Origin of the sequence: Paenibacillus sp. Leaf72 (assembly GCF_001422685.1) — a bacterium.
Taxonomy (GTDB): domain Bacteria; phylum Bacillota; class Bacilli; order Paenibacillales; family Paenibacillaceae; genus Pristimantibacillus.
Genome location: NZ_LMLV01000001.1, coordinates 1,631,146 through 1,644,282 on the forward strand (window position 1 = coordinate 1,631,146; position 13,137 = coordinate 1,644,282).

Consider the following 13,137-nt stretch of genomic DNA (forward strand, 5'->3'; position numbering starts at 1 on the left):
AAGCCTTCGGCAGCATGCCGAGGCTGTTTTGCATTTGAAATAGAATCTATCAACGATTTTCCTAAAGCCAGGCTAAGGAATCAGAGCCGCGAGCACATCGTCGATTTTACTGCCGTCAGCGATCGGTCCGCTCTTCATCCATGTTCCAAAATTAACCTCGTGAATGTTACCGTTTTTAACAGCAGGCAGGTTTAACCATAATGTACTTTCAAGCAACTCCTTCGCTTGCTGCTCTGCGCCCGTATCTACGGTCAGAAAAATATGGTCGGCATCCAGCTGCGGAACCATCTCCAGCGACAAGTCGAACGCGCCTTCGATTTTGGTATCCAGAACGAGCTCTTGCACCAGCTTGCTCGGCGTCAGCTTAAGCTCGTTGTATAGAACAGGACCTGCATAGCCTGGCCCACCATATAGTCTTAGCGACTTGGCATGAACACGCAAAATAGCAACGGTCTCATCACCAATAGCCGCTTTTAGAGCAGCGGCAGCAGCGGCTGCTTTCTGGTCATACGCCGCGATTGCTTCTTCCGCCTGCTCCTTCTTGCCAAGTAAATCGCCGAGTGTGCGAATCGTCGCGCGCCAGTCTTCGCGTGCATCCGTAAAAGCATACATCGGAGCAACTTTAGACAAATGCTCATACTGCTTCTCATCATACACATTGGTCAAAATAAGATCTGGTTCCGCCTTAACAAACGCCTCGACATCTCCATCAATATCAATATCTTCAACCGTAAGCCCCAAATAGTCTTGGCTGCTCCATGAACCAATTCGCGATTGGCGAATCGGGGTAACGCCCAAAGCTGTCAATTCATCCTCTAAATAGATGCCGATAACTTTGCTCGGCTCGGCTGGAATTGTCAATTCATGTCCGATTTCATCCGTAACGACCCGATCGGCTGATACTGCAGCCTCCGTTGAAATGGGCTCCTTCACTGCTTCTGCTTCCGTCGAACTGCTATTCGCAGCCCCACATCCTGTAAATAAAATAACTAGCGCCAGCATTATGCCGGGCAACGCCCCTGCCTTAAACATGCCTGTAACCACTCCCTGAGTATAATGATAATCGTTATCACTATATTCTTTTTTCACCATTTCCCCAAGGACAAATCGACTTTTTTTATAGGACATTTGTGTCATTGGCGGCCATAGACGAACAAATTCAGCGCTTCTGCTATTTTGAGCTTATCCATCTCCATACCGATGCTCATCCACGTATAATAGTCCGCTTTATAGGTTTGCCCGTTCCTGACAGCAGGAAGCTGATTCCAAGCTTCACTCGCCATAATAACGCTAGCTTCCTCCTCCATACCCGGGTCAATGACGAGGAGCAAATGATCGGTGTCAAGCATTGGCAGCTGCGAGGGATCAAGCTCTGCCCACCATTTATCCCAAGTCAGCTGCCGAACAAGCTGCGGTGGCTCCAGCAATAAATCGCCATAGAGGACGGGACCGACGAAGCCCTGCTCTGGTCCGCCATACAAGCGAAGCTGCTGAGCATGGAACCTCAACATAGCTACGCTGTGCCCCGCCAAAATCCGGCTTAATTGTTCACGTGCACTTGCTACGTGCTGCTCAAAGTCTGCAAGCAGCTGCTCGGCAAGCCTTCTTCTTCCGATCAAGCCCGCAATTTCCAGCAGGTCGGCCCGCCGCTCTCTCCGCCAGGTTACAGTCACGGTTGGCGCAATTCGGCTCAGCAGTTGCTCCTGATCAGGGTGAATATAATCGCTGCACAAAATAAGCTCAGGCGGCTGTGCCGCCAGCAGTATGGCTTCCCGTTCTCCGAAATTCTCCTCCAAGCTTCCCAAATGCAGGGAAGCCTGCAAGCGTCCGCTCAGCGGATGATCGGGATCGATCATCGTTGCACAGGGTACCACCCCCAGCGCCAGCAGCGCATCAATAAAAGGCGGATATAAGCAAGCGATCTTCCGGCGTGGCTGCTTCTGGTAAGTCGTTGGCGAAACTCCCAAAGCATTTTTGAACACTCGGCTAAAATAATAGGGCTCGCCAAATCCGGCGTACTCGGCAATTTCACTAATTTTGTCTGCGCCTTGGATCAGCGCTTTTTTCGCCTGATTGAGCCGAATCCCGGTCCAATATTCCTGAGGGGTTTTGCCCAGCGCCTTTTTGAAGGCGCGCGAATAATACGGTGCGCTCATGCCAGCCATATCGGCCATTTTATCGCGGGATAACGGCTCCTGAAAATTCTGCTCCATATAGCGGGCAGTGAGGAGCAGCACTTCCCGCTGGCTGAGGCCCGGCTTCTGTTCGACAGCCTTAAGCAGCCTGTAAAGCAGCTCCTGAAAATCAATTTGCAGGCGGAATCGCTCCAATGTCCCATCGTAAAGACGATTCACATACAGCTCCTTCACGCGGTCAATAAGCGACCCGGCGGCACGTTTGGACAACTCCGCATAATAGCAAGATACGGCAATGTCCGGTAATGCATCATGCCGAAAAGCAAGCTCATAAAACCCCATCGGCTCTTCCTGCTCTGCCGTAACAACCAGCTCAGCCCCCTGCATGCTGATGCAAAAGCTCCCTCGATGCAGCATTCTTTTCATTCCGCTGTCCTCTAAAATGCCTGCTCCGCTTGCTACAAGCAGCAGACCTCCGCTGTCCGCATACCTAAGCCTTATCGTCTGCTCCCCATCAATTCGCTGATATTGAATATGTTTCATTTCGATATGGGATTCAATTAAAGCTAGCGCCATTACCCGGCTCTGTTCCATGATGTTCACCTTATATGCTTTTATTTTAAGGATTGGTTACGTCTATTTTAGCAGAAAGACAGCCGGGAAGCTGGACGGTGTAGAAAGCAAAAAAAGCCCAGGAGGTAAGCTCCCGGACTTTCAGCATTATTTTCAAACTCAGGATCGATGATACCTGCTTATTTCTGCAGCTGGGCTACCTTCTCAATCATCTCATCAACCGCTTGCTCCGCCAAATAAGGGCCGAAGTTCCATTTATCGCGGGTTACGTTGATAATCCGATTATTTTTGATCGCAGGGATGGATTGGTATAGCGGCTCCTGGAACAGCTTATTCATGTCGACCAGTTCCTCGTCGGTCATTTGCGTGAAGAAATAGTCGGCTGGGCGATCCGCTAGCGATTCCATGGAAAGGGCGGCTCCGCCATCCGAATATTGCTTGAACTGCTCCGGCATTTGGTAGCCGAAATCCTCATAAATCAATTTGCCAAGCGTACCGCCTTCGCCTCCAAGAAACAGCTCTCCTTGGTAAAGAATAAAGGTGATAGCCGTTTCGCCTGGCGTCACTTTTACTTCAAGCTGATCGCGGACGCTTTGCAGCTTCGCTTCAAATTTCGTAATCCACGCTTCCGCCTCTTGCTTGCGGTTCATAATATCGCCCATGTCCCGCAGCGTATTGATGATATCTGGATCGCCGCCCCATGAGACAGCTACCGTTGGCGCGATCTTTTCAAACTGGGTGTACGCCGATGCGTCATGGTATTCCGGTAAAATAATCAAATCCGGCTCAAGCGCAGAAACGGCCTCGACATTGCCAAGCCCTTCACCAATGCTAGCAACGCCTGCCAGCTCTTCTGGATAATGATCAAGCACCGCCTGATCAACACCGACCGGCTGTATGCCAAGCGGCAGCAAATAGCCGCCATAGGTGATAACAACCACTTTGCTAGGGTTCGATGGAATTTCCACCTCACGTCCAAGTGCATCCTTATACATTCTTGTCGTTGCTGCTGGTGATTCTGCTGCTGTATCAGCCGTAGCAGTTGCACCTGGCTGAGCATTGCTTCCTTGTGCGCTCTGCTGCGGCTCTGCAGCAGTACCGCCACATGCAGCGAGCAGCAGCGACAAGCTAAATAATAATGTAACGGCAAAAGATGGCTTAAAACCTAACTTCATTTCATTCACTCTCCAAGCGCTATATTGATAATGATTCTCGCTGTTACCAATATAGCTTTGTCCAGCTTGAGGGGCAATGTGCGATTCGGGCATCATTTTTGGACGAATTGAACCTATTGAGCCCAAATTAAGCTTTTTAAACTGTGTAGGAGTTACTCCTGTCAGCTTCTTAAACAGGCGGCTGAAATAATAAATATCGGTATAGCCCACCTTTTCAACAAGGCTGCGAATCGGCGTATCCGTCTCCGTGAGCAGATATTTGGCTCGATTGATCCGAGTTTGCATCAAATATTCCATGGGGCTGCAGCCGAATTTGCGCTTAAACACCCTTGCTAAATAATGCGTGCTGTAATGGAACTTCCCAGCCATCGTTTCCATCGTTACCGTTTTATGAAAATACTCGTGAATATACTCAGCGATTTGCTCTGGTAAATCTGGTACTGTAGCTTCGGCTTTCACCATTTGCAGTTGGCGAAACTGTTCCACCACGAATTGATAGAAAATTCCCGTTACCTGCAGCCGATCAAGCTCCTCGCTACTTGCCCACAGCTGAGACATCTGCTCCAGCAACGACAGCAGCGACATAGCATGCATCACCTCAAAGGCATAGCGCCTCCCGAACACATCCTGCTGCTCTAAATCACCATGCCTTACTTGATTGCCTATCATGACCAGCGGTTTATACAAAATTAAATAATAGTCAAACGGCTCATCCCCACTCCATATGCTCAGGTTGGCGCCTTTTCCACTATGCAGCAAATAACCATTATCGCAAGGAGCTTCTAGCTCCTCCATTACTAGCCTCGCATTGCCTTGATTGGCATATACAAAAGCGTTTGCAGGAAGCCGATAGGCTAACCGCTTCTCTCCCGGCTTCATCGTAAGATGGCGAATATCCAGCACTTGAACAGGCCTTCGGTTCCATAATTGGATAGTATCCTGCCATTCCATAAAAACACCTCGAAACGAAAATAAATGCTGAACCTGCATCCTTTATTATAAAGGATAACATCCAAGCAGCAAGTACGTCAGCCCTATTGCTTTTCTTTTTGCCGCTCGGATTTTCAATAACTTAATATGGATTCGAAGCTCTATTTGAATCAATAATTTAGCAGACTGATCCATATTGGAACCCTCGATTTGTAAAGAAAGGATAGATATAAAGCTGATGATTTTTGCAAATAGACGAAAAGTAAGTAATTATCTAACGCATGTACATTATTAAGTGGATTATCCCGATAAATAATCTATATACATAATTCACTTGGGAGAAAGAAAAAAACCAAAGGAGACCATACGTATGTTTAAGCGAGTGGAGAATGAGCTGGAGCTGGCGATGTTTAATGGTGTTTGGACAACTGTCTGGAGGGAGAAAGGATTTGATCTTGAGTTTTCCGCTCAAGCACTTGAGCGACTTATGATTGTCACGATGGAGGGACATTATGTAGGCACGGCTGAGATTAAGCCGTACAGTGCTGCAAGCACGATTAACGAAGCCGGATTCTTTCAGGAGCACCCGGAGCTGATAGGCGCACAGGGAGAAATTGCGGAAATTGACAAAATAGCCTTATTAAAGCCGTATCGTGGGCAACAATACATATCTGAGCTGCTCTCCTCCCTTGTCTATACTGCGGAGGAACGGCAGATCAAATATTATGTTTCGTTGCTGGAGCCTGTATTTTTTAGGGCATTGCGGGTTACTTTCAAGGTGCCGTTAGAGAAGCTTGGAGAGAAGGTGTTTTATAAAGGAGATTATGTGGTTCCAATGGTATTAAATGTGGAGCAAATTTATTCGAATAAACAAAAATATAATTGGCTTTCCTATTCGCAGCAGGGCGTTTTCACTGCACATGCTAGCAACGCAGGAGTCTAGAACTGAATCGGCTTAGCTTTACAAATTATAAAAAGGTGGATTTACGTATGAAGAGAGTACTAACGGAGCTTGATAAGCGGAACCGATTGTTAATCAAAATTCTTTGGGGCGTGCTCTTTCTAGGAGTGGTCACGGATATTGTTATCGGTCTGGATAAAAATATGATTCTTTTTCTTGCCCTCGTTGGAGGTGGAACGAGTGCTATAGTCACTTTTATGACTTATAGAGGTATCCTTACAGACTATATTAAGTATATGGTTCCGTGCATTTTAACGATAGTTGTCTCCTTCCTTATCATTTCCGATCCGAATCCAGTCGTAAGCACTTATTTTATTGTTTATGTTAATCTCGCAATCATCACCTTGTACGCCGATTATCGGCCTATTATTTTCACAGGCATACTGGGAGCAGCGCTGAGCACTTATTTATTTATGAACCCTGTGCTTCAGCCTAAGCTATTCCCAGGAGAATCGCTCGCCTATTTGTATTTGTATTTAATGTTTGCAACAGGGGCGCTAGCATTCTCGGCCAGCTTCACCCAGCGGCTGCAGAAGCAGGTAACAGACAAGCAGCGCGAGGCAGTAGCCTCCAAGGATATGGCGGAGGCGCTGCTTACCAAGCTGGAATCCTCGATTCTTGTGCTTACCGAATTCAGCAGCAGCCAGCAAGCGACGGTTCGTTCTACCGGAGAAATCTCCAAAGAGGTAACGACGACCTTCTCGGCCATGTCAGCTGCCATTGAGACCCAGACGGGAACCATTATGAATATTAGCGATACGACGCAGATGATAGACACGGCCGTCAAGCGCTTGCTTGATGGAACGGAATTGCTGCGACAATATTCTGCAGACAATGCCGCGTTGACCGTGGAAAATCGGGATCAAATGGCTGCACTATCAGAAGAGATTGAGCGTGTTAGAGCGATCATCCTGCATACAGTCGACATGATGAACCAGCTTAATGAGCAAAATGATCGCGTAAGCTCGATTGTCGGAACGATCAGCGATATTGCAGAGCAAACGAATCTACTGGCGCTTAATGCCGCCATTGAAGCAGCACGGGCAGGCGAGCATGGCAAAGGTTTTGCAGTCGTATCCGACGAGGTACGAAAGCTTGCCGATAGTTCAAGAGCTGCGACACATGAAATTACGACGATTTTATCCGGTATTCGTTCGCAAATCAGCGCTGTTCACCTGCAGGTAACAAGCGGACAAGCAGCAGTGACAACCAGCAGGGATGTTTCACGTCAGGTACAGCAGCTTATTGATCGCATCAGCGAAAATATGGAGCTCGTGAGGCAGCACTCTGATACAGTAGGCAGTTCTGCGGGTGATCTGCATGAGCGTTATGCAAGCATGGTCGATGAGATGGTCAATATTGCTGCTACGACTGAACAGAACATGGCTTCCGTTGAAGAGGTTCATGCTAGTATGGAGACGCAGGATGTGAAGATCCATACGATGGTGCAGGAGTACGGTCAGCTGGATCAGTTGTTGTCAGAGCTCAAGGCGATGGTAGCAAAGCAGTAGCCTGATATAAGAAATACCCGTAATAGTGTAGGCAAAGCCGATGCTTCGGCTTCTGCCCACTTTACCCAACGGAGCACTCTCCCTTCTTACGCGTCTTCTTCCCGAACACCAAGCGCCAGATTTTTTTCTCTGAACTTGCTATTATGCGAGGAAACATAAGCAACCTCGTCGGCTTTTGGCTCCATATACAGCTTGGCGCTGTTCACGGCAAAGGCCGCATCGGTAAACGCTCCGGCAATTAAATAAAGCTTTGATTCGTAATCTACAAAATCTCCGGCAGCAAAAACACCCGGAATATTCGTAGCCAGCTTGCTGCTTACCTTTACTCTACGAACGCCAATATCCAATCCCCATTCACGAATAGCTCCACAATCACTCTTCAAGCCATGATTTACAATTACGGCATCAACGTCCAGCGTTTCTGTCTCTCCGCTCTCCACCTGACTGATAGTCACCTGATGGATTGCTTTACCATCCTTGCTATGCAGCTGAGTAACCGCATATGGCGTTTTAACATTAACCGTGGACTGTCTCATCCGCACAACATTTTTCTCATGTCCGCCAAATTGCTCGCGGCGGTGTATAATCGTAACGCTGGCCGCCAGCGGCTCCAGCTCATTTGCCCAGTCTACCGCCGAGTCCCCGCCGCCGGATATCAGAACATGCTTGCCGCGAAACGGTTCAAGCTCCTGCACCGTGTAATGGAGATTGCTCACCTCATAACGATCTGCTCCTTCAATATCGAGCTTCGACATTTTCAGAATGCCGTAGCCGATCGTGAGAATGACCGTTTTCGTCCAATGCGTCTCTCCCGATTCCGCTGTAAGGAGAAAGGTTCCGTCCTCCAATCGATCCAGACCGACAATCTGCTGTCCAAATACAAGGGTCGGATCGAAAGTCCGCGCTTGCTGTGCCAGCTGCGCAATCAATTGCCTGCATAGGATCGGCGTCACGCCGCCAACATCCCAAATCATTTTTTCCGGATAAATCAGCATCGTTCCACCAAGCTCTTCCTTGGCTTCAATCAGCTTTGTCTTCATATCGCGCATACCGCTATAGAAGGCCGCGTACATGCCAGCCGGGCCCCCGCCGATTATCGTTACATCGTATAACTCTGTGGATTGTGTCACTCTGCTTCCTCCAATCTAGGACTTCGATTTCTCGATCAGCCAATTTGCCAGCTCTTCAACCTGAGACAGCATCGCGATCGGATCTTGGAACCATGATTGATCCTCTGTCCATAGAAACACACGATCATTTTTTATCGCATCCAATTGGCTCCATAACGGATTAGACTTGTATTCATCCAATGCTTTCGGACTGGTCAAGACAACATAATCACCAGCGAAATCGCCCAGCTTTTCCAGCGAAATCGGGTAATATTTCTCCTTCATAATCTCTTTAGTAAGTCCTACTGGCGGATTGAGCCCCAGTGCCTCATAGATTGCACGTCCGCCCCGGCCAGAAATATTACCGAAGACGTAAATCGATTTATCCTGATCTTCAAGCACGCTAACCGTCGCATCCTCAGGAAGCGCCTGTTTCACCTTCGCTTTAGCGGCAGCTATACGAGTATCGTAATCGTCCAGCCAAGCGGTTGCTTTTTCCTGAACGCCAAGCAGCTCGCCGAAATAGTTTATTTCCTCATGAACATTGTTGAATTTATTATAGGGAACACTAACTGTTGGAGCTATTTTACTTAACAATTCATATTTCTTTTGATCACCTGTCAATGTGATAATCAGATCGGGCTCCATTTCCATAACCTTTTCAATGGAATCCCCCACATTTTCAACACCATCGATCTTATCCTTTAAATACGGGTTTTGCATAAGCCACTCGGATGAACCGATCGGATTCGCACCTAAAGCGACGAGAGATCCCAGATAGTCTATCGCTACGATTCGTTTAGGATTTACTGGTATCGTAACATCCCCGAACACGGTGGATACCGTTTTAGTTGTTTCCGTTGGTGCTGAGCTCGCTTGATTTGTGCTGCCTTGCTGGCCATCAGCGGCTCCTCCTTGAGCAGCATCTGCTGGCTGTACGTTCGCCGATTGGCTTCCCCCGTTTGCTGTTGCCGTCGTCGTATTCGTGCCTCCTGTGCCGCAAGCGCTTAGCAGCAGCATGAGACATAGCAATAAAGTTGCTGTCATAGATGTTTTCGTACCTCTGTACAACGTAAAATCCCCCTCTGGTTTATATTGATAATGATTTTCATACTCATCACCAATATATCGTTGAGCGACACGTTTCACAATGGAGGATGTTAACGATTTTTTTGCAGAATATTGTATCTTGCCGCCGGCAAGCTTGCGTTTTTTGTACTGGCCGGGAGCTACGCCCACATGCTTTTTAAACATCCGATTGAAATAAAACATATCGGGATAGCCCACAGAAGCGGCAACCTCCTGCAAGGTAGCATCCGACGTCAACAGCAGTTCCTGCGCTTTGTCCATTCTTAGCATGATGAGAAAGTTGATTGGACTGTTTCCCGTCTGCTCCTTAAACTTTCTGGATATATATTGCGGACTATAATTTAGCAGCTGCGCCAGCGACTCAATCGTAATATTGTGCTGATAATTGTCCGTCATATAACGAATGGCTTGCTCCGATAAATCTGGACTGTCCGTCTCCAAGCCCTGCCGTTGTATTTGCCACAGCAATTCATACACAAATTGATAAAACAGCGATTTGGCATGCAGCTTTTCCAGCGTATTCAGCCTGCTCCATTCACGATGCATCCGCTTTACCTTGTCCAGCAATTCAACCGGATATTGCGGTGTAAAATCATATTGCTGTTGGAACGGATTTTCCCGCTCCATAAGAAGCTGCAGCTCGCGCCGGAAAGGTGGCACTAATGACGCTTTATACAAAATTAAATAATATTCAAATACATCCTCGGCTTCGATCTCCAGCCGGGCTCCTTTGCCGCCATGCAGCACATGAAACCGCCGAACCATGCTCATATGGCCATCCAATGAAACCTTTGCACTGCCTCGCGCCGTCAACAAGAACGCACTCGCGGGCAAGTCATAAGCCGGCAGCTTCTCATTAAATTCCATCCTGATATGACGAACATCCATCATTCGAACTAACGCGTGGTTCCATAACAAGATATGATCTTCTATACTCATCGCACCGTTTCAATTCCTCTCCTCAGTTTCCCGTATGCTGGATCGCTCTACGAGATAACTGTCGCAACAACTCCCTCTATTATAAATGATAATGATTCTCTCTCATAGATTATAAGTTTTCAACCACGACGGTACTGCCAAAATCTTCACTAAACAGCAGCTCAATTAATTTTGCCGCCGTGTATTCAGGTGTCTGCAGCTTGCCTTCTTCCGCGATTTGAATGAATTGATCAACGTAGGGAAAATCCGCTTTGGATAATGAACGCATCTCCGCTTGCATTTGGGTATCGATCATCCCCGGATAGACGGACACGACCTTGGCTGGAAATGGCTGAACCGACTGCTCCAAGCTCACACTTTTTGAAAAAGAATCCAGACCCGCTTTCGAAGTGCTGTAACAGCTTTGCGAAGGCAGCAAATAGCGGGCAGATCCAGAGGAAATATTCATAATCCGCTTATCCACTTGGTACTGCTGGGCAAACTTGAGGAAATTAGCCGTTATAATCATCGGAGCCAGCAAATTAATGTTCACATTTTCAATGATGCTTTGAGCTGGATTTTGTTCAATGGGCGCCACCGGAGCTAGCATTCCCGCATTATTAATTAAATAGAGGCCTGTGATTTCTGTATCCTGCGGAATCATGCTGAATAGCACCGTAAACATATGCTCAATATGCAGCAGATGATTCAAATCGAAAGGATAATAGGTCATGCTCGTCTTTTTCTGAATCGACCGCTCAATTAGCTGTTCATTTTCCGCCCGCGATAGGCAAAATAAATGATGATCCTCTGCCAACAGCTGATTAGCAAGTTCCTCGCCAATGCCTCTAGATGTGCCCGTAATGAAAAAAACTTTCATTCGTTATTCCCCCTTAGCGTCTATCAATACACTATTGACCGTTTCCATCCATACTTCATGGTACTCCATCGCAACTTTCATCATCATGCATCGGGATAAATTATCAATAACTAAGGCCAGCATATGGGCTTTGTATACGACATTTTGCGGTGCTACCACTCCCAGCTCCACACCCTTCATCAATAGATCATGGAAGCCGTTCAGAAAATTTTGCTGCATATTTCCGAGAAGTGACCGGTACAGCTCATCGCGCTCCGCAAGCAGCATAAATTCACTTAACACCCTTAAAGAGGCGGCATGCTCTTTACTCCCATCGGGAAGCATTTTCAAGCCGCCTTCATACAAGGCTTGCCTGAAATCCCCTGCCGCAGCAAAGTCCGCCTGAAAATAGCTTTCGAAATAATGATTTTCAAAAAGATGCGAATAAATCCGGCTGACCAGCTCTTCCTTTGTCGAAAAATGATAATAAATCGACGGCTTCGTAATGCCGACTTTGCCCGCAATCATGCTTAAGCTCGTTCGTTCAATGCCGTGCTCGGCAAAAAGCTCAAATGCCGCCTCTATAATTTGATTCGTTGTAAGCTCCTTCTTCTTCAAGGCATTCCGCACCTTTCTTCATCCATCCTGCTGGAAATGATTATAAGCGACAGGAAAACAGTCTGTCAATAATTTAACTACCGATAGTTAAAAAATATATTAAGTAACGGCAGCATCTGCTGAAAGCGTCCCATTTCATTTAAGAGCAAGTTAAAAAGGTTGCCCTGCTCATGCCTGATAATAGGCGTAAGCAGGGCAACCTTTTATTTTTGCGTATAGCTCCAGTGTATTATTGCTATGTATTGCTATTATTCCGTGTCCTAGACACAACAATGCAGAGCAGGACTATAAATACAATCATAAATGGGATCGTGATAAATGGAACATAAGCAGCATCTCTTGTAAAGGTGAACAATACGGCTAGCAGAATGCCATTTATGCACATGCCTATATTCTCTCTTCTTCGAGCAAAAAGCTCATTCTTCATTAGTCTGTTAAGCAATAGTATAATTATAAGCACCATCCAACCAAAAGCTATAAAAAGAATTGCAGTTCCCATACAACCTCCTAAATAAATGTATAATAAATCATGCCTATTTTCAATTAATTATACATCACCTCATCAAAAATAGAAGGAATTAATCCCATTTTTCAACTTAGTGCCTCAAAAAAACATTCAGTAGGTCAACCAGCTTGTGGATTGACAAACGCAGCCAAATCATTTATTTTCGTTGTACATACAAAATAAAAGAAGGAGGAATATTTATGACAGAGCAGCCTCAAACCGATGCCGTGCAGCAGGATGATGCTTTTTTGCATAGCTGCATGTATTTCACAACGAACCGCCTGAGCCGGGCAATAACGCGAATGGCGGATGAAGCCTTTGCGACGACGGGACTTGCGCCAGCCTATGGCTATTTGATTCGCCTCGTCGTCGGTAAGCCAGGCATTACGCAGAAGGAGCTCTCGGAGAAGCTGTATATTACCCCTTCCACTCTGACGCGTTTTATAGATAAGCTTGAGGGAAAGCAGCTGGTGGAGCGCCAAGTGCAGGGCAAAACCGTGCTCGTCTATCCAACCGACAAGGGCAAGGAGCTGGTACCGTCACTACGCCAAGCTTCACACACACTGAAGGAAAAATATCAAGCGATTCTCGGCAAAGAGCTAGCTGACCAGCTAACCCATGCTCATGAATTAGCGAGCGAGCAGCTAGAGCGCTAGAATGTGCATGCCGGTTGTATAAGCCACTTCAAGCGTGGCACCGGCTATTTTGCATGGTTTTTAATTTTGTATGTACAACAAAAATATAAAGGGAGATC

The 13,137-nt window shown here is 46.9% G+C and carries 10 protein-coding genes; 3 read left to right on the forward strand and 7 right to left on the reverse strand.

Features of this window, described 5'->3' with window-relative positions:
• Positions 1-72: 72 nt before the first annotated feature.
• From ASF12_RS06970 to ASF12_RS06980, 3 genes are all read right to left on the reverse strand, one after another.
• Complete coding sequence (locus tag ASF12_RS06970) at positions 73-1,032, reverse strand: ABC transporter substrate-binding protein (protein WP_162241883.1); 960 nt, start codon at positions 1,030-1,032, stop codon at positions 73-75.
• Positions 1,033-1,133: 101 nt separating this feature from the next.
• On the reverse strand, positions 1,134-2,729 hold the full coding sequence (locus ASF12_RS06975) for an AraC family transcriptional regulator (protein ID WP_056031348.1): 1,596 nt from the start codon (positions 2,727-2,729) through the stop codon (positions 1,134-1,136).
• Positions 2,730-2,887: 158 nt separating this feature from the next.
• A complete protein-coding gene (locus ASF12_RS06980) occupies positions 2,888-4,834 on the reverse strand; it encodes an ABC transporter substrate-binding protein (RefSeq protein ID WP_056031356.1) in 1,947 nt (648 codons plus the stop codon).
• A 349-nt stretch (positions 4,835-5,183) separates the two neighbouring features.
• On the opposite strand from ASF12_RS06980, the gene ASF12_RS06985 reads away from it, so the two are divergent.
• On the forward strand, positions 5,184-5,756 hold the full coding sequence (locus ASF12_RS06985; protein WP_056031359.1) for a GNAT family N-acetyltransferase: 573 nt from the start codon (positions 5,184-5,186) through the stop codon (positions 5,754-5,756).
• Between the two features lie 47 nt (positions 5,757-5,803).
• On the forward strand, positions 5,804-7,285 hold the full coding sequence (locus ASF12_RS06990) for a methyl-accepting chemotaxis protein (protein WP_056031362.1): 1,482 nt from the start codon (positions 5,804-5,806) through the stop codon (positions 7,283-7,285).
• An 86-nt stretch (positions 7,286-7,371) separates the two neighbouring features.
• On the opposite strand, the gene ASF12_RS06995 is transcribed toward ASF12_RS06990, so the two are convergent.
• From ASF12_RS06995 to ASF12_RS07010, 4 genes are all read right to left on the reverse strand, one after another.
• Positions 7,372-8,415, reverse strand: coding sequence for an NAD(P)/FAD-dependent oxidoreductase (locus ASF12_RS06995; protein ID WP_056031364.1), 1,044 nt, complete (start codon positions 8,413-8,415; stop codon positions 7,372-7,374).
• Between the two features lie 15 nt (positions 8,416-8,430).
• Positions 8,431-10,401: an AraC family transcriptional regulator gene (locus tag ASF12_RS07000; RefSeq protein ID WP_235533065.1), complete on the reverse strand. Its 1,971-nt coding sequence runs from the start codon at positions 10,399-10,401 to the stop codon at positions 8,431-8,433.
• A 130-nt stretch (positions 10,402-10,531) separates the two neighbouring features.
• Positions 10,532-11,281, reverse strand: coding sequence for a (S)-benzoin forming benzil reductase (locus ASF12_RS07005; protein WP_056031371.1), 750 nt, complete (start codon positions 11,279-11,281; stop codon positions 10,532-10,534).
• 3 nt (positions 11,282-11,284) lie between these two features.
• Entirely contained in the window at positions 11,285-11,878 is a 594-nt protein-coding gene (locus ASF12_RS07010) for a TetR/AcrR family transcriptional regulator (RefSeq protein ID WP_056032957.1), read from the reverse strand.
• Positions 11,879-12,583: 705 nt separating this feature from the next.
• On the opposite strand from ASF12_RS07010, the gene ASF12_RS07020 reads away from it, so the two are divergent.
• On the forward strand, positions 12,584-13,039 hold the full coding sequence (locus ASF12_RS07020) for a MarR family winged helix-turn-helix transcriptional regulator (protein ID WP_056031377.1): 456 nt from the start codon (positions 12,584-12,586) through the stop codon (positions 13,037-13,039).
• Positions 13,040-13,137: the final 98 nt, after the last annotated feature.